Source organism: Sphingorhabdus sp., assembly GCF_044239665.1.
Classification (GTDB): Bacteria; Pseudomonadota; Alphaproteobacteria; order Sphingomonadales; family Sphingomonadaceae; genus Sphingorhabdus_B.
On the sequence record NZ_JBIIBA010000032.1, the window covers coordinates 1 to 21,946 of the forward strand.

The window sequence follows — 21,946 nt, forward strand, 5'->3', positions numbered from 1 at the left end:
ATAAAGCGCAGCGGCCAGATAATATGCGGCGCGATCGCCCAAAGCCGCTCGCGTTCAATTAAGGATTCGCGGACCAAGGCAAATTCATAATGTTCCAGATAGCGCAGCCCGCCATGGATCAGCTTTGTAGAGGCTGACGATGTACCCCGCGCTAAATCCCCGCGTTCAAGCAGGATAACTTTGGCGCCCCTGCCAGCGGCGTCCCGTGCGATGCCTGCGCCGTTAATGCCACCACCTATAACGGCTATATCATAGATTATCTGGTTCATAAAAATGCCCATGCAAATGCCGCTGCGGTCACAAAAGCGGTCAGGGTCGCCAGCATCACCGGCAGCAGCGCCCTCCACCCTTGCGTAAGCAACAAATCAAGCCGTGACCGCATAGCGGTAGCCGTCACCGCAAACAACAACATCGCCTTTGACGCGATCAAGCCATATTCCGCGACCCAGTCGGGCGCGTCAATGACGGAATTTACGGCAACCGTAACAAAGAAGGCGACGATGAACCAAGGCAATTTGAGTTTGGAAGCTAAGCTTCTGGAGCGTCCATCGCTTGACCCTATAGCAAGCCCGACAAGCGCCACGGCAGGCGCGAGAAGCGCGACGCGAGACAGCTTCACAATTGTCGCAGTCTCACCCGCCGATTGGGAGAAGCTATATCCGCCGCCCAAAGATTGCGCGACATCATGCACCGCAGCACCCATCAAGAAGCCAGCTTGCCTGTCGGTGAAATCGAGCTGCGCGGCAATCAGCGGGTAGAATGACATCGCAACTGCGCTTGTCAAGGCCACACCAACGAGAATGAGCGTAAACTGCGACTGGTTCAGGCGCTCGCGTCCAATGACTGCGTAAATCGCCAAGGCTGCGGACGCACCGCAGATGGCGGTCGCGCCGCCAGCTAGCCAGCCTGCATATCGGCTTTGTCCGCCAAGTCGTGCGCCTAGAAGTCCAGCGCCCATGACCAAAGACATGATGCCAATTAGCCCCAGAAATGCGAGCGCACCAAGTCCGCCAATTTGCAGTGCTGTGACTTGAGTGCCCAACAATACGATGCCCCAGCGCAAGCAGGACGTGCCGCAGAAATCAAGCCCGGGATGCACCTTTTGTTCTGCCGACACAAAATTGAGTGCAAGGCCAAGCAACAAACCCGCGAGGATGACCGGCATGCCATAATGTTCGGAAAACCAAGTTGCAGCGACTGAGGCGATGCCGACAATCGCAAGTCCCGGAAACAGGGCGCTGATCAAAAACTTTTTGGCGCGCGCAGGATTATCCTCCGCGAGGTATGTTTCGCCATAGAGGTCAGCGATGTAATTCGCGTTTATGTCTTGCGGTGTCATATCGCCTTCTATAGGCGAGTCCGCGAGGAGTTCCAGCATAAAGCGGGATGCGCTATCGGCCGAGCGGAGACAATTATGCAGTGTGGTGAAGCGACATGAAGCCAATCACGCCGACGCTGCGCTGGACATTGTTTGGGCTGCTGTGTGTTGCCGGCATTTTCAATGCCATGGACCGACCAGTCATCGCGATCCTTAAGCCTGACATTTCGGCTGACCTCGGTTGGAGCGATACCGATTTTGCCAATCTCGCCTTTGTAACGCAGATCGCAGCAGCCTTGTCTTTCCTGTTCACTGGGTGGCTCGTTGATAGAATTGGCGTGCTGCGCTCAATGATAGCTGGCGTAACGACGTGGAGCCTTGCGGCGATGGCGCATGGCTGGGCAATTGCGGGCTGGCATGTTGTGGCTGCGCGTATTGGCCTCGGCGCGACTGAAGCGGTGCAGACGCCATTGACCATTAAGACCGTCGCTACGCTTTTTCCGCCGGACAAACGCTCGTTCGCCTTTGGCGTGGGAACGGCGATTGCCGGGATTGGCACCATCACCCTGCCATTTTTCATCCCTGTTATTGCTGCCATTTGGGGATGGCGCGGCGCACTTATTTTTGGCGGGGTCGGCGGTTTCATAACGCTGGCGCTGTGGCTGTGGTTTGCGCGCGGGGTTAAGTTTGATGATAGGGCCGAAGACGCCCATCGCGACTTTGCCGATGATGGCGCCCCTTATGGCCCAATATTGATGGAACGGCGCACATGGGCAATCGTAATTGCCAAAATGTTGTCCGACGCGACGTGGTGGCTCATCAATTTTTGGCTGCCGGATTTTTATCGCAAGGAATTTGGCCTGACGACAGGCGAGCTGGCGATTCCGCTGGCGATAGCCTTTTTCGGGTCGGGGGCAGGCGCACTGTTCGCAGGCTGGTTATCAACACGGCTTTTGGAAGCGGGATGGAGCGTCAACCGCGTGCGCAAGATGATCATGTTCGGGTCGGCTGCCATTGTGGTGCCTTTGCCCTTCGTTCTCTCGTTGGATTCATTCTGGCCCGTGGCGATTATGATGGGTGTGGTGATGGCGGGGCATCAGGGCTTCTCGTTGTCGATATTCTCGATCATCACCGACGTTGTGCCACGTGGCAAGGTTGGACGCGTTACCGCTTTTGGCGCATTCATGGGCAATATGGGCGGCGCCTTGATCCAGCTTGTGACAGGCGCCGTTTTGGCGGCGGGGTTGGGTTTCATGCCCCTGTTTATCTTTGCTGCAGCGTCTTATTTAGTTGCTTTGGCCTGGCTGCATTGGCTGTTGCCGCATATCCAGCGTGTCGAGAAAGCCGACACAATCGCCGTATGATGGCCATATAAAAACCTTCATGTGACGCGTCAGCGCGCCACATGAAGTTCTAATGCATCCTAACGCTTATGCTGGCTTTGCAAGGCCCTCGGTTTCCACGAGTTCCTGTAGTTCGCCAGCGTCGTACATTTCCATCATGATATCGGAACCGCCCAGAAATTCGCCCTTGACGTAAAGCTGGGGGATTGTCGGCCAATCGCTATAATCCTTAATACCGGCGCGGATTTCCATGTCTTGCAGAACATCGACGCTTTCATAAGCGACGTTGAGATGGTCAAGAATGGCTATCGCCTTGCTCGAAAAACCGCATTGCGGAAACAGGGGGCTGCCCTTCATAAACAGAACAACATTATTGCCTTTGACGATCTCTTCGATTCGCTCGTGAACGCTCATGTAAAATACTCCAAAAATTCTAATTCTGAGGAATGGCTGTCGTGAGCTGTAAGGCATGCAAAACGCCGCCCATCCGTCCGCCCAGCGCGTCATAAACCGCCTTATGTTGTTTGACCCGGGGTAGCCCGCGAAAGCTCTCACTCACGACGCGCGCGGCATAATGGTTGCCGTCACCGGCAAGGTCGGTAATCTCCACCAAGGCATCAGGCAAAGCTGCCTTGATCATGCCTTCAATTTCGTCTGCCTGCATTGCCATTAGGCTGGCTCGATAAACTGGCGACGCGCTTCGACCATTTTGTCCTCAAGCGCGCTACGAATCATGGCATCGTCAATTTCAACACCTGCCGACGTCAAATCACCCAGCAGCTTGCGCACAACATCTTCGTCGCCAGCTTCTTCAAAGTCCGCTTGCACTACGGAAGTGGCGTAAGCTGCGGTCTCTTCTGGCGTAAGGCCCATTTTTTCGGCAGCCCACTGCCCGAGCAGCTTGTTCCGGCGGGCGGTTATCTTGAACTGCGTTTCTGCGTCATGCGCAAACTTATTTTCAAAAGCGGTCTCGCGGTTGTCGAAACTTGTCATGTTGCAGTTCCTATCTGTTGTCTGCCCAAGATAATGGCTTTGCGTACAATCAACAAGGCTGATGGCGTCAAATGTGTACCACCAGCTTCCCGACAGCCGCGCGGTCACCAAGCCGGGCAATCGCGGTCCCAGCATCGGCCAGTGCGAACGTCTCCGAAATACGTGGCTTGATTTTGCCCGCGGCATAAAGATCGAACAATTCCGAGACGTTGGCGTGGTTCTTATGTGGCGTACGCGCGGCAAAGGCACCCCAGAAGACGCCGCAAACATCGCAGCTTTTCAGCAACGTCAGGTTTAACGGCAGCTTGGCGATGCCGGCGGGGAAGCCAACGACCAGAAACTTGCCTTCCCATGCAATGGCGCGCACCGCAGGCTCGCTATAATCTCCGCCGACTGTGTCATAGATGATGTTGAAGCCATCGCGGCCAGCGGCGGTCTTGAACATTTCGGCCACGGCCTTGGATTGATCCTTATCGAAGGGCTGATGGGGGTAAACCACAACTTCATCGGCGCCAGCCTCTCTTGCTATTTCGGCTTTGGCTTCGCTCGAAACACCAGCGACCACGCGGCCACCATAAGCTTTGGCCAGCTCGATCGCCGAAATGCCAATGCCGCCAGCCCCACCGAGGACCAATACATTGTCGCCAGCCTTCATATGGCCACGATCTTTCAGTGCATGAATCGATGTGGCATATGTCATCAGCAACGACGCACCATCGTCAAAAGACATGGCGTCGGGCATTTTGAAGCAGTTGAACGCCGCAACCGCGACCTTTTCGGTCAGCCCGCCATTGCCGCACAGCCCTATCACGCGGTCGCCAATGGCAAATCCGCTAACGCCATCGCCAATGGCTTCGATGATACCAGCGATTTCGCCACCAGGTGCAAAAGGGCGCTCTGGTTTAAACTGATACAGGTCGACAATCATCAACGTGTCAGGAAAGTTGATCGAGCATGCTTTTACCGCAACAACGACTTGGCCAGGACCAGCAACTGGTTCAGGCAGCTCGCCCATAACGAGCGTTTCGGGGCCGCCGCTGGCGGTTGATAACAAGGCGCGCATGTCTCTCTCCTAGGCTTGGTTGGGCGACAGCCAGGGCTGGCTTGCCGAAATCTTGTTTTCATAGGCCGAAATTGCGTCGTGGCTTTTAAGCGTAAGGCCGATTTCATCGACGCCGTTGATTAGGCAATGTTTGCGGAAGGGGTTAATTTCAAATGTAAAGCGGTCCTGAAACGGCGTGGTGACTGTCTGCGTTTCGAGATCGATATGGATCTCATCGGTCTTCGCCACGTCCATCAGGCGGTCGATGGCTTCTTGCGGCAGGACGATGGCCAATAGACCGTTTTTGAAGGCGTTGCCGGAAAATATGTCGGAGAAACTCGGCGCTATGACAGCCGAAATACCCAAATCGGCCATAGCCCAAGCGGCATGTTCGCGGCTTGACCCGCACCCAAAATTGTCACCAGCGATTAATATCGGGGCGCCTACATATGCCGGATCATCAAACACATTTCCTGGCACACTCCGCAAGGTTTGAAACGCGCCTTTGCCAAGCCCAGACCGGCTTATGGTTTTGAGCCATGCTGCCGGAATTATAATGTCGGTGTCGACATTTTTCAGCCCAAGCGGATAGGCCTTGCCCTTAACGCTGCTGATAGGCTGCATAGGTCTAGTCCGTTCCTGTTTTGGGTTGATTTTGAGTGACGGGCTGGGTTTCGGGCTCCGGGGACATAGGTTCAAGCTTGCCCTTTTTCTGGGTCAGGCTGCGCCGTCCGGCATATAATAAAGCGGCCATCAGCGCGGCTGAACCTACAGCTGCACCAACTTTCGCTGCGGTCGACCATTTATCGTCGCCATCGGATTTTTCATCGGTCATATGTCTCTTCCTTGATGGGCTAAACCTTAGCTTTGGCTTTTGTGACTATTAAAGAGAATAGCTTATCTTTGCGCAAGGCTGAACTCGCATCGGCACATGGTGATATTATATGTCAGCCCATCAATACACGCACATCGGTAAGCTTTCCAGTGACGGCGGCTGCCGCCGCCATAGCCGGGCTGACCAAATGCGTGCGTGCGCCGGGTCCCTGCCGCCCCACAAAATTGCGGTTGCTGGTGGATGCGCAACGCTCTCCGGCAGGCACCTTGTCGGGATTCATCCCCAAGCAGGCTGAACAACCCGGTTCGCGCCATTCAAGACCGGCATCGATGAATATGCGGTCAAGACCTTCCGCCTCGGCCTGCTGCTTCACCAAGCCGCTGCCGGGAACAACGATTGCCCATTTGACATTATCCGCCTTTTTGCGGCCTTTCAGCACAGCGGCAGCAGCGCGCAGATCTTCAATCCGGCTATTGGTGCAACTGCCGATGAAGATGTTTTCCACCGATATGTCGGTCATCGGCGTGCCGGGGGTCAGTCCCATATAGTCCAGTGATTTTTGAGCCGCGGCTTGCTTCGATGGATCGGTAAAGGTCGACGGATCGGGAACGGCGCCTGTAATCGGCAACACATCCTCTGGGCTCGTGCCCCAAGTGACGCTTGGCGCGATATCAGCGGCATTGATGGTGACGACCTTGTCATAGACTGCGCCCGCATCGGTCGCGAGTGAACGCCAATAAGCGACAGCTGCGTCCCAATCGCCGCCCTTGGGGGCCATCGGGCGACCCTTCAGGTAGGCATAAGTCACATCATCAGGCGCGACCAAGCCGGCGCGCGCGCCATGTTCGATTGCCATGTTGGAAATGGTTAAGCGGCCTTCAATACTGAGCGCGCGAATGACGGCGCCTGTATATTCGATGACGTGGCCCGTCCCGCCAGACGCGCCCAGCACGCCGGTAATATGAAGCACAACGTCTTTGGCCGAAACGCCAGGACCAAGCTCGCCCTCAACGCGGACTTCCATCGACTTGGACCGGCTAAGCTGAAGTGTTTGGGTCGCCAAAACATGTTCGACCTCTGACGTGCCAATACCAAAGGCCAATGCGCCCAGCCCGCCATGACAGGCGGTATGGCTATCCCCGCAGACAATTGTCGTTCCGGGCAGGGAAAAACCTTGTTCCGGACCGACGACGTGGACAATGCCCTGCTTCACATCGGTGGCATCAATATAAGCGATGCCGAACTCTGGCGCGTTACGTTCCAGTGCTTCCAATTGCTCCGCGCTTTCGGGGTCAGCAATCGGGATATTCTTGCCATTGGCGTCCAAACGCGCCGTAGTTGGTAGATTGTGATCCGGCACGGCCAAGGTCAGGTCTGGCCGCCGCACCTGGCGTCCGGCGACGCGAAGGCCTTCAAAGGCTTGCGGGCTAGTGACTTCGTGGACAAGATGACGGTCGATAAAGATCAGGCACGTTCCGTCGTCGCGTTGCTCCACGACATGAGCGTTCCAGATTTTTTCGTACAGTGTTTGCGGTGCTGACATAATGAAAATGCCATAGAAGCGATTGCAGCTAAATCAAGTGAGGCAGCACTGCTTGCACTTCAAAATTGAAAACATTGCGTCTATTAAGGTTGATATGAGCATTTTCAGCATCATCCTTATCGTTCTTGCAACGGTCTTTGTCATGGAATGGGTGGCTTGGTCTAGCCATAAATATATCATGCATGGCTGGGGCTGGGGCTGGCATCGTGACCATCATGAGCCGCACGATAATGCGCTGGAAAAGAACGATCTTTATGGCATTGTGGGCGCCGTCATCAGCATTTCGCTATTCGCGATCGGCAGCCCTTTAGTGCTTGGCAACGACGCGTGGGAACCCGCGACGTGGATCGGTCTTGGTGTTATGTTTTACGGCATCATTTATACCGTGGTGCATGATGGCCTCGTGCATCAGCGTTATTTCAAATATGTTCCGCGCAGTGGCTATGCGAAACGGTTGGTACAGGCGCACAAGCTGCACCATGCCACGATTGGCAAAGAAGGCGGGGTAAGTTTTGGCTTCGTATTTGCGCGCGATCCGGCCAAGTTGAAGGCTGATCTGAAAAAACAACGCGCTGCCGGCACGGCGATTGTCCGCGACGCTGCCATTTAGGTGGTCCTGACCCTAAGCCTCCGGCCTAAGCCAAATCCAACCAAGGCAAAGCACGGCTGCGCCCACAGGCAAAAGCGACCATGGTAACGCCAAAGCCGCAAAGCCGATGGCGATACTGACACCAAACGCAATGGTCGCCGACCATTTTCCGCGCCTACTAATGGCGCCCTTTTCCCGCCACGCCACAAGATGAGGTCCAAATTTCGGGTGGTCCAACAGCCGCGCCTCAAGCGCCGGGCTGCTCCGCGCAAAGCAGAATGCGGCCAAGATCATGAACGGCACCGTCGGCAGCAAAGGTAGGGCAATGCCGACCGCGCCAAGGGCCACGGCCAGCAAGCCGGCGCACAGATACAGCGGTCGCTTTATCAATATTGGTGGACTGCCTTGGTCACATAATAGCTATCAAGCCCTTCGGGGCCGCCCTCACTGCCAAAGCCCGATTCTTTCACGCCGCCAAAGGGCGCATCAGGCATTGAGATGACAAAGCTGTTGAGGCCAACCATCCCTGTATCCAGCGCGTCGGCGACGAGGTTCGCCTGACGTGCATTTTCGGTGAAAGCATAAGCGGCAAGGCCGAAGGGTAGTCGGTTTGCCTGTTCAATGGCTTCGTCAAAGGTCTTGAATGGCCGCATCAGTGCAACGGGACCAAAGGGTTCATCATCCATCACTTTGGCCGACATCGGCACATCGGACAGCACCGTTGGCGTAAAGAAAAAACCATGGTTGCCGCGCGATCCGCCGGTCAGCAGCTTTGCGCCCTTTGATGTAGCATCCTCGACCAAGGCCGCGATTGCCGACGGTCGCCGTCCATTGGCCAATGGGCCCATGTCGGTGCTTGCGTCGAGGCCATTGCCGACCTGAACCTTCATCGTATGGGCGGCAAAGCCAGCCACGAAGCGGTCATAAACGCCCTCTTGCACATAAAAACGTGTGGGCGAAATGCACACTTGGCCCGCGTTGCGGAACTTGGTGGCGGCGGACAAGGTGATGGCTTTTTCAAGGTCGCAATCGTCGAAAATCAGCACGGGTGCATGACCACCCAGTTCCATGGTGGTCCGTTTCACGCCATCGGCGGCAAGCTTGAGCAGATGTTTACCAACGGGGACCGAGCCGGTGAAGCTGACCTTGCGGATGATGGGCGACGCTATCAAATGGCGGCTGACCATGTCGGGTACGCCATAGACCAATTGCGCGACATTACCCGGCACGCCGCCATCGATGACGCATTGCATGATTGCGCTGGTGCTTGCGGGTGTTTCTTCCGGCGGCTTGGCGATGATGGAGCATCCTGCGGCCAATGCAGCCGCCATTTTCTTGCACATCAGGTTGACTGGGAAGTTCCACGGCGAAAATGCGGCCACTGGCCCGACGGGTTGTTTCAAAACTAGCGCCCGCTGCCCCGTTGGTCGCACAAGTACGCGCCCGTAGCTGCGTTTTGCTTCCTCGGCAAAATAGTCGAATTGCGCGGCACAGGACAGCACCTCAGTGCGCGCTTCGGCCAGCGGCTTTCCCTGTTCAGTGGTAAGCATGACCGCGATTGGTTCTGCACGTTCACGAATATGGTCAGCGACCTTATGCAATATCGCCGCGCGAGCATTAACGTCGACGCTGCGCCAATGCGTAAAGCCCTTGGCCGTCGCGGCAAGGGCCTCATCAAGGTCAGCCGCCGTCGCCAACGGTAATTCGGCTAACGTCTCGCCCGTGGCTGGATTGATGACGGAATGCGTGTCGCGGCCTTCGCCCGTGCGCCAGCTGCCGTCGATATATAGGCCCAAATCATTGGAATAGCTCATCGGTTTTCCTGCAAATTTTATGTGCCTTGCTTGTAGGCGTCAGGTGGCCGCTTTGGAACCCCTTGCAATTCGCAATAGCCAGAAAACCGGAAAGCCGGCGAGCAATAAGGCAATGCCCCAGACCAAAGCTTCGGAACCTGCGCCATATATCGTCCAGCAGGAATAGATAGCGGCCAGTAATAAGATGAGTTTAAACCCTGCGCTTACCTTCAATATGCCCGTCTGGATGAGCCGGAACGCCGCTGCTGCGCACCCGAAATACATCACCAGCACAATGGCCGTGGTGAGCAATATGAGAAATTCAAACATCGATGCCATCGTTCGGCTGCTATTCATCAGGATAACAAGCGTCAACAGGCTGGTAGAGAACAGATGCGCATTGCGCGGCGTGCCATTGGTGGCTGCCTTGCCCATAAACGCTGGAAACAAGCCGTCGCGTGCCAAAGCGGCGGGTAATTCTGCCTGACACATGATCCACCCGTTCAATGCACCAAGCGCGCTGATTGCGCCAATGGCAGCGATAGCGGTGCCAGCGTTGGTGCCCGCATAGATGCTGACAAAATCGGCAAATGGCGCCGCAGAGGCGCTGGTGATTGCCACAGGCAACATCAAAACCACAGCTGAGCAGACCAATATGTAAATGCCGCCAGCGCCAGCGGTTCCGAACAATGTTGCGCGGTTGATGGTGCGTTCAGGGTCCTGTACTTTATCGGCTGGAACCGTCGCCAGTTCAAGGCCGAGCATTGCCCAAAGGGTCAAAATGGTGGCCGTCGAAATGCTTGCCGCTGAAATGTCTGTCAGGTCGAAGCTGCGGACAACACCGGTGCCTTGAATCGCTAACACATAAGCCGCAAGCCCAATAACCGCGATGAGCGGGAGCAACTTGGCAATTGTCCAGATGACCTGAACTTGTCCCGCCAATTTGGTGCCCCGAATGTTGATCAGCGTGAAAGCCCATACGATGGATATGGTCACGGCGGCGGACACGCCGTGTGTGCCGACGACCGGAAACAACTGGCTAAGATAGCTGACCGCCGCTGTCGCTATCGCGGCGTTACCGACCCACATCGAAATCCAATAGGCCCATGCAATCGCAAAGCCCGCACCATCGCCGAAAGCTGCTTTTGTATAAGCATAAGGTCCGCCAGCCTTGGGCAATGCCTTGCTCAGCGCGCCAAAGACAGATGCGACGCATAATGCGCCCGAAACGGTAATGGCCCAGCCAATGACTGAATTCCATCCCAAGGGTGCAAGGCTTGCCGGAAGCAGGAACACGCCCGATCCGATCATGCTGCCCATGACCAAAGCGAGCGCCATCCAGAACCCCATGGGCCGAGCGGTTGCGGCTGTATCTTGCCTCACTTAAGTCCCCCTTGTTTCGTGCACGCTGGCATGGAACGGGCGCAAAAGCCAAGCTTTGTTTACGGTCAGGACAATTTAAATCCACCGTCGAGGTTTGAGGCCATTTTGACGCCGCGAAGATGAACTAAAATGGTCCTGACCCCTGGCTGCAGCCTAATGGGCGAGCAGGACCGGGATACCAAGCGCGCCAAGCATGAACCGCGTTACGCCGCCAAACACGGTTTCACGCCACCGTCCGTGGCTATAGGCACCCATGACGAGGAAGTCGGGCGCCCATGCATTTGCCTCGGCCAAAAGCCTCTCCTCGACGCTCTGATCGCCTTTTGCGGCAACGGCTATTTCGGCATTGATGCCGTGGCGCGACAAATATGTCGCCGCGTCGGTGACTGGAAGTTGCTCCGGCAGCATTTCGATTTCGGATATGCGGACAACCGATGCGGCTTGAAGCAATGGCAATGCTGCACGCAATGCATTGGCGGCTTCAAAACCGCCGTCATATGCGACCATAGCACGGTCGAAGGAAAGCGGCGCGGCTTTCGCAGGGACTGCCAGAACAGGGGTGCGCGATGCCGTTACCACATCGCTAATCCACGCGCGAGCAGGGCCCGCCGCGCCCGCCCTATCCAACGACATGACCAAGACATCCGCCAATCGCCCAGCGTTGATCAGCGCGTCTGACGTCGTACCATCAAATATTTGCCAGTCCCAAGGGACATCCTCCGCTTTCAACCGCGCATCAATCCGCGTACGCAGCTTTTCACGTTCCTGTTCCGCAGCTTCAAAGGCCTCGGCTACAAAATGTGCGCCGCCGAACATGTCGAACGCGACATAATCCTGCGTTGGCCTCGGCAAAACGAGCGACATATGCCCGTCGAAGCGACGAGCAAGGTCAAGTCCCGCCTGCAATCTGCTTTCAAATGCGGCATCTGTGCCTGCATGTACCATGATAGATTTCATCGCCATTTCCTTAGCTAACGGCCGGTAGTGATGCGCCGGTCTCACAAAGTTTATCTTGGACCTAAACGCTGCAAAATCATTGATGGACATCAAACACAGCAAAAAACTTTCAAAGCATGGGATATTATGTCAGCCATGACGGATGAATGATGGAAGACTGGCTTTAACGAATGTGTTGGTACGTCCTGCGCGCGTTTCGGATGCGGAGGCCATTGCCCGGATCTATGCGCATCATGTGCAGCATGGCACCGCCAGCTTTGATGCTATTCCTCGCACACCGGCTGAAACCGAAGAGAAGATCCGCGACATATTGTGCAAGGGATGGCCGTTTATTGTGGCGGAGGGTGCCGAAGCTATCATGGGCTATGCCTATGTGACCGCGTTTCGCGATCGGCTTGCTTATAGTTTCACCTGCGAAGATTCGATCTATGTCGATCCCGCCTTTGTAGGGCAGGGCCTAGGCGTGCAATTGATGCGCGCTTTAATGGACCAAGCAAGTGATTGCGGCTTTCGGCAGATGATTGCCGTTATTGGCGGCGGCGAACCCGCCTCGGTTGCTTTGCACCATAAGATGGGTTTCACCCATGCTGGACGGATGCGCAACGTCGGCCGTAAATTCGGTCGGTGGCTTGACACAGTCTATATGCAAGCCGAACTTGGCGAGGGAGACCGATCAGCGCCAGCGCGAGAGCCTGCCTAATCGATTAAGGGATGCGTGCGCGTGGGTCGCACCAAAAAGGAGAGAGAAAATATGGCTGAGTTTGAATTGGTCGCCGATGGGCTCCGCTTCCCCGAGGGACCCGTGATCATGCCTGACGGAAGCGTCATTTTGGTGGAGATTGCGAAAGGACAAATCACGCGCGTACGCCCCGATGGCAGCAAATCCGTCATCGCGACGCCCGGCGGCGGACCGAACGGCCTAGCGATGGGACCAGATGGCAAGCTCTATTGCTGCAACAATGGCGGGTTCGAATATATGGAGGCCAATGGCTTTCTCGCTCCGCACGGCATCGCAAAGGATTATTCGGGCGGCCGGATTGAACGCATCGATATCGAAACCGGCGAGGTTGAGATACTCTACAAATCGGGCGACTTCGGCTGCAGCCTGCGTGGGCCAAACGATATCGTTTTCGACGCACATGGCGGGTTCTGGTTCACGGATCACGGCAAGATCGATTATGCAAAACGCAGTCATGATGTTGTCGGCATTTTCTATGCCAAGGCGGATGGCAGCCATTTGGAGGAAGTTATCTTTCCGTCAAATAACCCTAATGGCGTTGGCTTGTCGCCCGATGGTAGCACGCTCTACGCTGCAGAAACCTATACCTGCCGCTTGATGAAGTTCAACATTACCGCGCCCGGTAAGGTCGCTGGCGATGCTGGTCCCGGCGGCCCGGGCATTCCGGTTTACCGCCCAGCAGGGTATAAATTCTTTGACAGTCTTGGCATGGAGGCCAATGGTAATATCTGCGTCGCGACCATCGGCGAATGCGGGATCAGCGTTATTTCACCGACCGGCGATCTGGTCGAATTTGTTGGGACCGATGATATTTTTACGACCAACATTGCCTTTGGCGGCGATGATATGCGGGACGCTTATATCTGCCTGTCGGGCAGCGGGCGTTTGGTGAAAACCCGATGGGCGCGGCCGGGGCTTAAGCTGCAATATTAGGGTCAGGACCTGTTAAATGCACCTTCGCGGCGTCAAAATGGCAAAGATATCGGAGGAAAATGTCCGCCGCAGGCAGTTATTCTGCCTGCAAGGGCATTTTGCTTTGAGATCGAAGCCATTTTGGCGTCCTTCGGATTTGACCCATTTTGTCCATTGCCACGTTGGTAAGCTTGGACTTAGAACCACTAAGTCCTGCGCTTACCGCCTTGCACTGAACAAAATGGCCTCAAACCGCGAAGGTGTATTTAATAGGTCCTGACCCTAGAACTGGAAACCAATATATGCCTCGGCACAAGGAAGCGCATCTGATCGACCGCATCGGATGGTTGCGTGCGTCCGTCCTTGGAGCGAATGACGGCATTGTGTCGACGGCAAGCCTGATTGTCGGCGTGGCCGCAGCACAAGCAACCCCCGCGACCATATTGCTGACGGGGATTGCAGGACTGGTTGCGGGTGCCATGTCAATGGCAGCCGGTGAATATGTGTCGGTCAGCTCGCAAGCAGATACCGAAAGTGCGGACCGAATACGGGAAGAGAATGAGCTGGCGACGATTCCTGATAAGGAACGCGAGGAGCTGGTGGGCATTTATGAAACGCGGGGTCTTGACCGCGCTCTCGCAGAGATGGTGGCAGACAAGCTCACAGCGCACGACGCGCTGGCGACGCATTTACGCGACGAATTGGGCATGGCCACACACACTGCCGCACGACCAGTGCAGGCAGCTTTGGCGTCGGCTGCTGCCTTTGCCATTGGCGCATCCTTGCCCTTGGCGATGGTGCCGCTGTCTCCAGCGCCATATCTTACTTGGACTGTGTCCATTGCCGCTTTGTTGTTCTTAGCCGTCCTCGGCGCCGTGGGCGCAAAAGCGGGCGGAGCAGGCATTGGCAGGGCTGTACTCCGCGTTACCTTTTGGGGTGCGATTGCGATGGCGGCCACCGCTGCTATTGGCGCTTTGTTCTGCACCACGGTCGCCTAGTTCCTAATCCTAAGGAAAAACATGACGTTCAATACTGTTATCTTCGATTTTGGCGGCGTCATTACGACATCGCCCTTTGAGGCCTTCAACCGCATGGAGGCGACACGCGGTCTGCCCAAGGATTTCGTGCGTAGCGTGAATGCGCGCAACCCTGATGATAATGCATGGGCGAAGTTTGAACGGGCAGAGTGCAATGCAGCAGAATTTGACGCATTGTTCGCCGCCGAAGCGTTGGCCTTGGGGCATGAACTTGACGGCGCGTCGGTGATTGCCTGTCTATCGGGTGACATCCGCCCGAATATGGTGGCAGCATTGGATGTGTTGAAGTCCAAGGGCTTTGCGCTTGGGTGCATTACCAACAATGTGCCGTCTGGCAAAGGCGCTGGCATGGCGGGGAGTGATGAGAAAGCGGCGGCGATCTCTGCGGTCATGGAACGGTTCGACCATATCATTGAATCGAGCAAGGCAGGGGTGCGCAAACCCGATCCGCGCATTTATGCCATGATGTGTGCGGCTCTGACGGTTGCACCTTCGCAATGCATCTATCTGGATGATCTTGGCATCAACTGCAAACCGGCAGCCGCAATGGGGATGGCCGCCATAAAAGTTACAAGCGGTGATCAAGCTTTGCAGGATCTAGGCGCGCTATTGGCGTTGACCTTCACGCCACTTGGGGTCTAGGCAAAAGGTCTGTTCCGTCTCCCATTATTTGGAGCATTTCATGGCGAAGAAACTTTTCCCCGATGCCAAATCGGCGCTTGAAGGCGTGTTGAAAAACGACATTTTGATTGCAAGCGGTGGCTTTGGCCTTTGCGGCCTTCCCGAACGCTTGTTGGATGCTGTGCGCGATAGCGGGGTCACGGGCTTGACCTTTGTGTCGAACAATGCCGGCATTGACAATGAAGGCATCGGCAAGCTGCTGCGGACGAAGCAAGTGAGAAAAATGATTTCGTCTTATGTGGGCGAGAATAAAGAATTTGAGCGGCAATATCTGGCGGGTGAGCTGGAAGTTGAATTCTGTCCGCAAGGCACTTTGGCCGAACGCATGCGCGCTGGCGGCGCCGGGATCCCCGGCTTTTACACCAAAACGGGCGTCGGCACTTTGGTCGCTGAAGGTAAGGAAGTGAAAGACTTTGGTGGTGAGGAATATATCCTTGAACATGGGATATTCGCCGACCTGTCGATCATCAAGGCTTGGAAGGCCGATGAAAGCGGCAACTTGGTTTTCCGCAAAACCGCACGCAATTTCAATTTGCCTGCGGCGACTTGCGGCAAGATTTGTGTGGTTGAGGTCGAAGAATTGGTGCCCGTCGGTAGTCTTGACCCAGACTGCATCCATTTGCCCGGCGTCTATGTGCAGCGCATGATCGTTGGTGCGCCTTATGACAAAAAGATTGAATTTCGCACCGTGCGCGAAAGGGAGGATGCGTGATGGCTGACAAACCCGTTCCTATCGACCTCGTCCCATATGCCGACATGTTAGGCGACTCTCGGGAGTTTCTGCGTGTTTGGGCGAAGGAAGGCGGACCAGTCACCTGCTTCATTAACCCTGTGCCCGTTGGCGGCGATCCGATGGGCTATGGCATCGCCTTGGTCGACTGCATTCGCCATGGTGCCAGGACATGGGCGCGCGCAACGGGCGTCTCCGAGGCCGAGGCACTATCGCGCATTTGGGAAGGGGTGGATGCCGAGCGGGCCAACCCGACCGATTTGCCAACCGAGCACCCAACCACCGATGAAGATGGATTGATACATTGAGCTGGACCCGTGATGATATGGCCGCCCGCGCGGCAAAGGAGCTGCGCGACGGATATTATGTGAACCTTGGCATCGGCATTCCGACGTTGGTTGCGAACCACATTCCGCCGGGCGTCGAAGTGACGCTGCAATCGGAAAACGGCATGTTGGGTATTGGGCCGTTTCCTTTTGCTGGCGAAGAGGACGCTGACCTGATCAACGCGGGTAAGCAAACAATTAGCGAGCTTGCGCAGACCGCCTATTTCGACAGCGCCGCCAGCTTTGCCATGATCCGTGGCGGGCATATTGATCTGACCGTCTTGGGCGCGATGGAAGTCGCGGAAAATGGCGACATTGCCAATTGGATGATCCCCGGCAAGATGATTAAAGGCATGGGCGGGGCGATGGACCTTGTTGCCGGCGTCAAGAAGATCATCGTGGTTATGGAGCATAATGCCAAGGATGGATCGCCCAAATTCATTCCGGCTTGCACGTTACCGCTGACGGGTAAAAACGTCGTCGACATGATCATAACCGATCTCGCGGTGTTTCAGCGGACTGACAAAATATCGGCGTTTAAGCTGATTGAGGTCGCACCCGGCGTCAGCGTTGACGATGTGCGGGCAAAGACAACCGCCCATTTCGAGGTTGCGATCTAACTCGTAACATGCGGCGGACTTTATCAGCCTTGATTGTGGTTTCGGTGTTGGGACTGACGGGTCTATATGCCATGCGCTCTGCGCCTGATGATAATCAGGTCGCCGCAATCTTGGGTAAATTTACCAAGCCCCAGACGAATCTGCCGGACCAGCCGGACGAATGGCGCGGCCGGATCGATTACCCCCAACTGGATCAACAATTTGCGGCCATGGCGCAAAGATCGGAAATGGCGGGGCTTGCTATTGCTATTGTTGAAGATGGTGAACTGCGTTTTGTCCGCACCTATGGCGTGATTGACCGGGATACGAACGTGCCGGTGACGCTGCGAACGGTTTTTCGATGGGCTTCAGTGTCTAAGACCGTTGCGGGGACATTGGCAGCGACTTTGGCCAATGAGGGGCTGGTTGATTTGGACCGGCCAGTCGCGCGATATCATACAACGCTGCGTTTGCCCGACGGTGCCGAGTCGCGGGTGAGTTTCCAGCAATTACTTTCTCAGCAAACTGGCCTGACCAAAAACGCTTATGATGAACGGTTGGAGGATGGCCAAGATCCAGCTGTGCTGCGTGCCAGTCTGGCCAATGCGCCGCTACAGTGTCAGCCGGGCTCGTGTCACACCTATCAGAATGTCGCTTTTGACGCCGCCACCGAGATATTGGAGCAAGCAGCGCAGCGGCCATATCCCGAAGCGGTGAGCGAGCGCTTCTTCCTGCCCTTGGGTATGAACAGCGCCAATTTCGGAATGCTTGGCCTCACCAATGCGAAAGATTGGGCGCGGCCGCATAATGGCCGCATGGTCCGCACCGTGAAAGAGACCTATTGGCGGGTTCCAGCGGCTGCGGGTGTTGAAAGCAATATCGTCGATTTTGCCCGTTGGATGCAGGCGACCATGGGCGACCGCCCCGATGTGCTGGCCGAATCGACGCTGCGGATGGCGCAATCGCCGCGGGTGAATACGGCGCCGATTTATGGCGGCGAATTGCGGCAGGCGAATTCGGAGGCACATTATGGCCTTGGCTGGCGCAGCTTCAAATATGACGGCCATATATTATTGGGGCACTCCGGCGCTGTCGACGGCTACCGTGCAACCATGATTTTTGATCCGGCCACGCGTGTTGGGGTTGTCGCCATGTGGAACAGCAACTGGGGCACACCCTTCCGCATTCCATTCGCCGTGTTTGACAGTTACCATCAACGGACGGACTCGCGCTGGTTGGAACTGGGTCCACGGAACTGATAAGTATTTGTTTTACTTCGAAATTCGAAAGACAAACTGACATGAGCTACACGCTGATTACCGCAAATCGCAATTATTCGAGCTGGAGCTTGCGGCCTTGGGTGCTGATGACGATGCTTGGTATCCCGTTTGAGGACCGCTTGGAGCCCTTTACTGCCGCAAGCAATTATGACGCATTCCGGGCATTTTCACCGACTGGCCAAGTGCCGGTGCTTCTGGACGGCGCGCGGACGATATGGGATTCGCTGGGCATCTCATTATATCTGGCCGATCGGCATGAAGGCGTTTGGCCGTCTGATCCAGCTGCACGGGCGTGGGCACAATGTGCTGTTACGGAAATGCATGGCGGTTTTTCGGCTTTGCGAAACGACTGTACGATGAATGTCGGGGTTCGTGTCCAGCCCAAGCCCATGTCTGTCGCGTTGAAACGCGACGTTGCGCGTTTGACTGAATTATGGGCGCAAGGTCTCGACAGTTTCGGCGGACCATTTCTAGCCGGGCCCGAATTTACTGCGGTGGATGCCTTTTTCGCGCCGGTGGCGTTTCGGGTGCGCACCTATGGATTGGATGTGGGCCATGCGGGTCAAGAATGGGTGCAGCATATGCTAGGGCTCGCACCGATGCTGGCTTGGGAGAAAGATGCTTTGGCGGAAAGCTGGCGTGAAGCCGGCCATGAGGCGGAGCTGCGGGACTGTGGCGCGGTAATCGCGGATTATCGTCAGGGCTGAATATCGACGGGACATGAAAAAGGCCGCCTTATGGGCGGCCTTTTCTTGGGAATGTGCGGGGCCTAGACTTTGTCGCCCATCACACCCTTTATTTTGCCCTTAAGATTCTGGCCTTCGCCATGGCGTTCCTGCACAATGCCTTCGGCTTGCAGATGTTCATCGCCAGATACCTTGCCGGCAGCTTGCTTGATGTTTCCTGCGATTTCGTTGCCGAGGCCTTTTGCCTTGTCGTTTAGTTCGCCCATAGAGCACGTCCTTTCTGTGTCAGCCGACCGCGCGTGAACTGCGGGTCGGTACCAGAAGTGAACCCAGCGGCTGGCCGTTGGTTCCAGTGTGAACAGCGGTTAAACGCCCGTAACTAACGCTTGGGCAAAAGCTGCGCCTGCATCGGGCGCAAAGCGCAGAAAGAGCGATGGCTCAATAAGCTCCAACTCCATCAGGCGGAAAATGCCGTCACCATCGCGCAATATGTCGACCCGCGCATAAGCTAATGTTCCGGTCTTGGTAATCTCGGCTGTGGCTGCCAATGCCCGCTGCGCGAGCATCAGTGCGCCTTGGGGTGCGGTGACGGCCTCTTCCCGACCGCCATATTGTTCTTGAACGCGAAAGTCGCCTTTGGCGGGGCGCTTGAGGATGGAGTGGCTGAAGCCCCCTGCGAAATAGAAGAGCGAATATTCGCCCTCTTCGGCAATGTTGGGAAGATAAGGTTGGATCATCATGCGTTGGCCAGCGACCGAATCCGGCACGATATCGTCGCGTTCCAAGCGAAAGGTTCCGTCTGCTCCGCCCGATATCGGTGGCTTGACGACTAGCGATTCGACATTGAAGGTTTTCCGCGCGTCTTCAAGAGCGACCCTGTCGAGTAAGGGGCTGAATATTGTAGGCACCGAAGGAATGCCGGCGGCGTCTAATTCAGCCAGATAGGCCTTGTCGCTGTTCCACCTTAAAATGCTGACGGGGTTGCGCACCTGCACATTTTCGGCCTCCAATTGGTCAAGCAAGCCAAACCAGCGCGCGCTATCGCGCGGATAGCCCCAGGCCAGCAACGGCGTGACAAGGTCAAAGGCGCTAAAGTCGTCCGCCTTCGTCCAATCGATGAAAAGTGCGCTGTCGCCTAACAAACGCGCATAATCGGCCCTTATATGCGACCAATCTTCTTCATAGTCTGGCGTTGGGCATAATATTGCGATCCGAAGGGGGATCATTCGCCAGCCATCTTCAATATTTCTTGCCACTCGGCTGGGCGGACGGGGGCGACGGACAGGCGGGACTGCCGCAGCATTTCCATCTCGGCCAAGTTCGGATTCGCTTTAATCGCCTTCAACGTCACTGGCTGCTTCAATTTGCGCGACGGTTTGACCTTTACTGCAACGAAGCGGGCTTTCTCATCGCTGGGGTCAATGAAATGCTCTTGGCTGATCGTGATGATGGCCACAATCTCAAGTCCGATATTGCTATGATAGAAAAAGGCTTCATCGCCGACCTTCATCGTGCGTAGGTTATTCGCGGCGCTATAGTTACGCACGCCGTCCCATGTGCCTTCGCCCTCTGCCACCAGATCGTCATAGCTGTAAACGTCCGGTTCCGACTTCATGAGCCAAAATTGTTTTGCCACCTGTCACTCCTTTTCGCTGGCAAGCCTTTACGGCAGGCAGTATTGCGCTGTCCATGACAGTTATGCCCGTAATCTCACTCATCGGTGATGCCGATGCCCTTGGACAACAGCTTGGTAGCTCGTTTCAAACTTATGGTTTTGCAACTGTTGTGGATCATGGCCTTGATCCCGCCTTGGTTGCGCAGGCATGGGCGCTGACAAAGACGCTGTTCGAGCAATCTGAATCACAAAAGCGGGCGGGCTTTGACGCTGCCATTGCTGGTCAGCGCGGTTACACGCCGTTTAAAACCGAAATTGCCAAGGGCGCGGACTTTCATGACCTGAAGGAATTTTGGCATGTCGGTCGTGATGTAGCGCCGGACAGCCCGCTTGCGGGGTCCATGCTGCCTAACATCTGGCCCGACATTCCTGAATTTAAAGAGACGTTCCAGTTGCTCTTTACAGAGATGGATAAGGTTGGTGCACGGATCTTGTCTTCGATTGCCCGCTATCTTGATTTACCCGCGCATTGGTTTGATCCGGCGATTGAGGATGGGAACTCCATTTTGCGGCTTTTGCATTATCCCCCCATCGCGGGCGATGTCGACGGCTGCATCCGGGCAGGTGCGCATGAGGATATAAACCTTATCACCCTGCTGCTGGGGGCAGAGGAGGCAGGTCTGCAGATACTGCGCCCCGATGGTAGCTGGATGGATGTCTCCCCACCAGCGGGGGGCTTGGCGGTCAATGTAGGTGATATGTTGCAGCGGTTGACCAACCATAAGCTGCCATCGACCACGCACCGTGTGGTGAACCCGAGTGGGGAGCGGTCGCGGTTCAGTCGCTACTCCATGCCCTTCTTCTTGCATCTGCGCTCGGACTTTCCAATTGCGACTTTGCCGCAATGCGTGAGCGCGGCGAATCCGAACCGTTACCCAGACCCGATTCTCGCCGATGACTATCTGCGCGAGCGGCTGATCGAGATTGGTTTGTTAAAGGCGTAAGGTTCGAACCAAGCGGGGTGTGTCCACTCCAAGGATTCGGGACAGCAGCGGGAATCGCATCGTAAATGTCGTGCGCAGTCAGAATCACAGCGCCGAAACAGCCAAAAACGGCCAATTTTGTCCGAATGCGGAACTCTTTCCCCTCTGGACCATTATCTCACAGCATGAAAAAACCGGGTGCCCGATTGGCCTGAAGCCGCGGAAAACCGTCGATTTACGACAGAAGTGCATTTTTTTTGTAATAAAATTGCAAATGGCGGTTGACCGAATCCCGAAGTCACTTTAGAGGCCCTCTCACCGGACGGGAAGCAAGCGTTTCCGCGGTTCGGTCGCTAACAATTAGGTCACCTACTCCTCTGGTAGTAATATCAGGGAACCATAGGTGTCCGCTTTTTTGTCGGTGGTAATCGGGTAAAACCGGTTCGGCTCTTTGACATTGTGATATTTAGATGAAGGGACATGTGGGCGACGGCGCCAGGTCCGGGGGTTTTTAGGCCCCGGGTGCTTGGTTAAAAATTAGCTGTTCGCACATAATGTCCTA

General features: G+C 55.7%; 28 protein-coding genes. 12 read left to right on the top strand and 16 right to left on the bottom strand.

Annotated features, from left to right (window positions below; translation table 11 throughout):
- A partial coding sequence (locus ACILP3_RS09285; RefSeq protein WP_395616357.1) for an FAD-dependent oxidoreductase occupies positions 1–269 on the bottom strand: 269 nt, incomplete at its 3' end.
- Complete coding sequence (locus ACILP3_RS09290; RefSeq protein ID WP_395616358.1) at positions 266–1,339, bottom strand: YeiH family protein; 1,074 nt, start codon at positions 1,337–1,339, stop codon at positions 266–268. The genes ACILP3_RS09290 and ACILP3_RS09285, both read right to left, overlap by 4 nt.
- 95 nt (positions 1,340–1,434) lie before the next feature.
- Between ACILP3_RS09290 and ACILP3_RS09295 the strand changes: the two genes are divergently transcribed.
- Positions 1,435–2,682: an MFS transporter gene (locus ACILP3_RS09295; RefSeq protein ID WP_395616359.1), complete on the top strand. Its 1,248-nt coding sequence runs from the start codon at positions 1,435–1,437 to the stop codon at positions 2,680–2,682.
- 66 nt (positions 2,683–2,748) lie between these two features.
- On the opposite strand, the gene grxD is transcribed toward ACILP3_RS09295, so the two are convergent.
- The 7 genes from grxD to leuC form a co-directional block, all read right to left on the bottom strand.
- The gene (gene grxD, locus ACILP3_RS09300; protein WP_296195889.1) at positions 2,749–3,075 is read right to left on the bottom strand and encodes a Grx4 family monothiol glutaredoxin; all 327 of its coding nucleotides are present in this window, start codon (positions 3,073–3,075) and stop codon (positions 2,749–2,751) included.
- A 19-nt stretch (positions 3,076–3,094) separates the two neighbouring features.
- A complete protein-coding gene (locus ACILP3_RS09305) occupies positions 3,095–3,331 on the bottom strand; it encodes a BolA family protein (RefSeq protein ID WP_125229451.1) in 237 nt (78 codons plus the stop codon).
- Entirely contained in the window at positions 3,331–3,654 is a 324-nt protein-coding gene (locus tag ACILP3_RS09310; protein ID WP_395616360.1) for a DUF1476 domain-containing protein, read from the bottom strand. The genes ACILP3_RS09305 and ACILP3_RS09310 overlap by 1 nt, the downstream gene beginning before the upstream one ends.
- 67 nt (positions 3,655–3,721) lie before the next feature.
- Entirely contained in the window at positions 3,722–4,717 is a 996-nt protein-coding gene (locus tag ACILP3_RS09315; protein ID WP_395616361.1) for an NADPH:quinone oxidoreductase family protein, read from the bottom strand.
- A gap of 9 nt (positions 4,718–4,726) precedes the next feature.
- On the bottom strand, positions 4,727–5,320 hold the full coding sequence (leuD, locus tag ACILP3_RS09320) for a 3-isopropylmalate dehydratase small subunit (RefSeq protein ID WP_395616362.1): 594 nt from the start codon (positions 5,318–5,320) through the stop codon (positions 4,727–4,729).
- A 4-nt stretch (positions 5,321–5,324) separates the two neighbouring features.
- On the bottom strand, positions 5,325–5,531 hold the full coding sequence (locus ACILP3_RS09325) for an isopropylmalate isomerase (RefSeq protein WP_395616363.1): 207 nt from the start codon (positions 5,529–5,531) through the stop codon (positions 5,325–5,327).
- 112 nt (positions 5,532–5,643) lie between these two features.
- The gene (gene leuC / locus ACILP3_RS09330) at positions 5,644–7,074 is read right to left on the bottom strand and encodes a 3-isopropylmalate dehydratase large subunit (RefSeq protein ID WP_395616364.1); all 1,431 of its coding nucleotides are present in this window, start codon (positions 7,072–7,074) and stop codon (positions 5,644–5,646) included.
- A 94-nt stretch (positions 7,075–7,168) separates the two neighbouring features.
- Here leuC and ACILP3_RS09335 point away from each other — a divergent pair, with 94 nt between their 5' ends.
- Positions 7,169–7,684 (top strand): sterol desaturase family protein, encoded by a 516-nt coding sequence (locus ACILP3_RS09335; protein WP_395616365.1) that lies wholly within the window; start codon positions 7,169–7,171, stop codon positions 7,682–7,684.
- A gap of 12 nt (positions 7,685–7,696) precedes the next feature.
- On the opposite strand, the gene ACILP3_RS09340 is transcribed toward ACILP3_RS09335, so the two are convergent.
- From ACILP3_RS09340 to ACILP3_RS09355, 4 genes are all read right to left on the bottom strand, one after another.
- The gene (locus ACILP3_RS09340; RefSeq protein ID WP_395616381.1) at positions 7,697–8,050 is read right to left on the bottom strand and encodes a YbaN family protein; all 354 of its coding nucleotides are present in this window, start codon (positions 8,048–8,050) and stop codon (positions 7,697–7,699) included.
- Positions 8,050–9,477 carry an NAD-dependent succinate-semialdehyde dehydrogenase gene (locus tag ACILP3_RS09345; RefSeq protein WP_395616366.1) on the bottom strand — a complete coding sequence of 476 codons (1,428 nt, stop codon included), beginning with the start codon at positions 9,475–9,477 and terminating at the stop codon, positions 8,050–8,052. The genes ACILP3_RS09340 and ACILP3_RS09345 overlap by 1 nt, the downstream gene beginning before the upstream one ends.
- Positions 9,478–9,516: 39 nt before the next feature.
- Positions 9,517–10,839: an amino acid permease gene (locus tag ACILP3_RS09350; RefSeq protein ID WP_395616367.1), complete on the bottom strand. Its 1,323-nt coding sequence runs from the start codon at positions 10,837–10,839 to the stop codon at positions 9,517–9,519.
- A gap of 153 nt (positions 10,840–10,992) precedes the next feature.
- Positions 10,993–11,796 carry a universal stress protein gene (locus ACILP3_RS09355; protein ID WP_395616368.1) on the bottom strand — a complete coding sequence of 268 codons (804 nt, stop codon included), beginning with the start codon at positions 11,794–11,796 and terminating at the stop codon, positions 10,993–10,995.
- Positions 11,797–11,968: 172 nt separating this feature from the next.
- On the opposite strand from ACILP3_RS09355, the gene ACILP3_RS09360 reads away from it, so the two are divergent.
- From ACILP3_RS09360 to ACILP3_RS09400, 9 genes are all read left to right on the top strand, one after another.
- Positions 11,969–12,496, top strand: a complete 528-nt coding sequence (locus ACILP3_RS09360; protein WP_395616369.1) for a GNAT family N-acetyltransferase — start codon at positions 11,969–11,971, stop codon at positions 12,494–12,496.
- Positions 12,497–12,547: 51 nt separating this feature from the next.
- On the top strand, positions 12,548–13,468 hold the full coding sequence (locus ACILP3_RS09365; protein WP_395616370.1) for an SMP-30/gluconolactonase/LRE family protein: 921 nt from the start codon (positions 12,548–12,550) through the stop codon (positions 13,466–13,468).
- A gap of 281 nt (positions 13,469–13,749) precedes the next feature.
- Positions 13,750–14,445: a VIT family protein gene (locus tag ACILP3_RS09370; protein WP_395616371.1), complete on the top strand. Its 696-nt coding sequence runs from the start codon at positions 13,750–13,752 to the stop codon at positions 14,443–14,445.
- A gap of 21 nt (positions 14,446–14,466) precedes the next feature.
- Positions 14,467–15,126, top strand: coding sequence for an HAD-IA family hydrolase (locus ACILP3_RS09375; protein WP_395616372.1), 660 nt, complete (start codon positions 14,467–14,469; stop codon positions 15,124–15,126).
- 40 nt (positions 15,127–15,166) lie between these two features.
- Positions 15,167–15,877, top strand: coding sequence for a CoA transferase subunit A (locus ACILP3_RS09380; protein ID WP_395616373.1), 711 nt, complete (start codon positions 15,167–15,169; stop codon positions 15,875–15,877).
- The gene (locus ACILP3_RS09385; RefSeq protein ID WP_395616374.1) at positions 15,877–16,203 is read left to right on the top strand and encodes a DUF5076 domain-containing protein; all 327 of its coding nucleotides are present in this window, start codon (positions 15,877–15,879) and stop codon (positions 16,201–16,203) included. The genes ACILP3_RS09380 and ACILP3_RS09385 overlap by 1 nt, the downstream gene beginning before the upstream one ends.
- The gene (locus tag ACILP3_RS09390; protein ID WP_395616375.1) at positions 16,200–16,841 is read left to right on the top strand and encodes a CoA transferase subunit B; all 642 of its coding nucleotides are present in this window, start codon (positions 16,200–16,202) and stop codon (positions 16,839–16,841) included. Before ACILP3_RS09385 ends, ACILP3_RS09390 begins: the two co-directional genes overlap by 4 nt.
- Positions 16,842–16,849: 8 nt before the next feature.
- Positions 16,850–18,079, top strand: a complete 1,230-nt coding sequence (locus ACILP3_RS09395) for a serine hydrolase domain-containing protein (protein ID WP_395616376.1) — start codon at positions 16,850–16,852, stop codon at positions 18,077–18,079.
- Between the two features lie 41 nt (positions 18,080–18,120).
- Positions 18,121–18,807 carry a glutathione S-transferase family protein gene (locus ACILP3_RS09400; RefSeq protein ID WP_395616377.1) on the top strand — a complete coding sequence of 229 codons (687 nt, stop codon included), beginning with the start codon at positions 18,121–18,123 and terminating at the stop codon, positions 18,805–18,807.
- 62 nt (positions 18,808–18,869) lie between these two features.
- On the opposite strand, the gene ACILP3_RS09405 is transcribed toward ACILP3_RS09400, so the two are convergent.
- The 3 genes from ACILP3_RS09405 to ACILP3_RS09415 form a co-directional block, all read right to left on the bottom strand.
- The gene (locus tag ACILP3_RS09405) at positions 18,870–19,052 is read right to left on the bottom strand and encodes a CsbD family protein (RefSeq protein WP_395616378.1); all 183 of its coding nucleotides are present in this window, start codon (positions 19,050–19,052) and stop codon (positions 18,870–18,872) included.
- 99 nt (positions 19,053–19,151) lie between these two features.
- Positions 19,152–20,012 (bottom strand): RimK family alpha-L-glutamate ligase, encoded by an 861-nt coding sequence (locus tag ACILP3_RS09410; RefSeq protein ID WP_395616379.1) that lies wholly within the window; start codon positions 20,010–20,012, stop codon positions 19,152–19,154.
- Positions 20,009–20,422: an EVE domain-containing protein gene (locus ACILP3_RS09415; protein WP_395616380.1), complete on the bottom strand. Its 414-nt coding sequence runs from the start codon at positions 20,420–20,422 to the stop codon at positions 20,009–20,011. The genes ACILP3_RS09410 and ACILP3_RS09415 overlap by 4 nt, the downstream gene beginning before the upstream one ends.
- A 53-nt stretch (positions 20,423–20,475) precedes the next feature.
- Between ACILP3_RS09415 and ACILP3_RS09420 the strand changes: the two genes are divergently transcribed.
- Positions 20,476–21,405, top strand: a complete 930-nt coding sequence (locus ACILP3_RS09420) for an isopenicillin N synthase family dioxygenase (protein ID WP_395616382.1) — start codon at positions 20,476–20,478, stop codon at positions 21,403–21,405.
- Positions 21,406–21,946: the final 541 nt, after the last annotated feature.

What these genes read in the sequence shown, in the direction of transcription:
- ACILP3_RS09290 (WP_395616358.1), bottom strand. Translation starts at nt 1,339, where the DNA reads ATGACACCGCAAGACATAAACGCGAATTACATCGCTGACCTCTATGGC.
- ACILP3_RS09295 (WP_395616359.1), top strand. Translation starts at nt 1,435, where the DNA reads ATGAAGCCAATCACGCCGACGCTGCGCTGGACATTGTTTGGGCTGCTG.
- grxD (WP_296195889.1), bottom strand. Translation starts at nt 3,075, where the DNA reads ATGAGCGTTCACGAGCGAATCGAAGAGATCGTCAAAGGCAATAATGTT.
- ACILP3_RS09305 (WP_125229451.1), bottom strand. Translation starts at nt 3,331, where the DNA reads ATGGCAATGCAGGCAGACGAAATTGAAGGCATGATCAAGGCAGCTTTG.
- ACILP3_RS09310 (WP_395616360.1), bottom strand. Translation starts at nt 3,654, where the DNA reads ATGACAAGTTTCGACAACCGCGAGACCGCTTTTGAAAATAAGTTTGCG.
- ACILP3_RS09315 (WP_395616361.1), bottom strand. Translation starts at nt 4,717, where the DNA reads ATGCGCGCCTTGTTATCAACCGCCAGCGGCGGCCCCGAAACGCTCGTT.
- leuD (WP_395616362.1), bottom strand. Translation starts at nt 5,320, where the DNA reads ATGCAGCCTATCAGCAGCGTTAAGGGCAAGGCCTATCCGCTTGGGCTG.
- ACILP3_RS09325 (WP_395616363.1), bottom strand. Translation starts at nt 5,531, where the DNA reads ATGACCGATGAAAAATCCGATGGCGACGATAAATGGTCGACCGCAGCG.
- leuC (WP_395616364.1), bottom strand. Translation starts at nt 7,074, where the DNA reads ATGTCAGCACCGCAAACACTGTACGAAAAAATCTGGAACGCTCATGTC.
- ACILP3_RS09335 (WP_395616365.1), top strand. Translation starts at nt 7,169, where the DNA reads ATGAGCATTTTCAGCATCATCCTTATCGTTCTTGCAACGGTCTTTGTC.
- ACILP3_RS09345 (WP_395616366.1), bottom strand. Translation starts at nt 9,477, where the DNA reads ATGAGCTATTCCAATGATTTGGGCCTATATATCGACGGCAGCTGGCGC.
- ACILP3_RS09355 (WP_395616368.1), bottom strand. Translation starts at nt 11,796, where the DNA reads ATGAAATCTATCATGGTACATGCAGGCACAGATGCCGCATTTGAAAGC.
- ACILP3_RS09365 (WP_395616370.1), top strand. Translation starts at nt 12,548, where the DNA reads ATGGCTGAGTTTGAATTGGTCGCCGATGGGCTCCGCTTCCCCGAGGGA.
- ACILP3_RS09370 (WP_395616371.1), top strand. Translation starts at nt 13,750, where the DNA reads ATGCCTCGGCACAAGGAAGCGCATCTGATCGACCGCATCGGATGGTTG.
- ACILP3_RS09375 (WP_395616372.1), top strand. Translation starts at nt 14,467, where the DNA reads ATGACGTTCAATACTGTTATCTTCGATTTTGGCGGCGTCATTACGACA.
- ACILP3_RS09380 (WP_395616373.1), top strand. Translation starts at nt 15,167, where the DNA reads ATGGCGAAGAAACTTTTCCCCGATGCCAAATCGGCGCTTGAAGGCGTG.
- ACILP3_RS09385 (WP_395616374.1), top strand. Translation starts at nt 15,877, where the DNA reads ATGGCTGACAAACCCGTTCCTATCGACCTCGTCCCATATGCCGACATG.
- ACILP3_RS09395 (WP_395616376.1), top strand. Translation starts at nt 16,850, where the DNA reads ATGCGGCGGACTTTATCAGCCTTGATTGTGGTTTCGGTGTTGGGACTG.
- ACILP3_RS09400 (WP_395616377.1), top strand. Translation starts at nt 18,121, where the DNA reads ATGAGCTACACGCTGATTACCGCAAATCGCAATTATTCGAGCTGGAGC.
- ACILP3_RS09405 (WP_395616378.1), bottom strand. Translation starts at nt 19,052, where the DNA reads ATGGGCGAACTAAACGACAAGGCAAAAGGCCTCGGCAACGAAATCGCA.
- ACILP3_RS09410 (WP_395616379.1), bottom strand. Translation starts at nt 20,012, where the DNA reads ATGATCCCCCTTCGGATCGCAATATTATGCCCAACGCCAGACTATGAA.
- ACILP3_RS09420 (WP_395616382.1), top strand. Translation starts at nt 20,476, where the DNA reads ATGACAGTTATGCCCGTAATCTCACTCATCGGTGATGCCGATGCCCTT.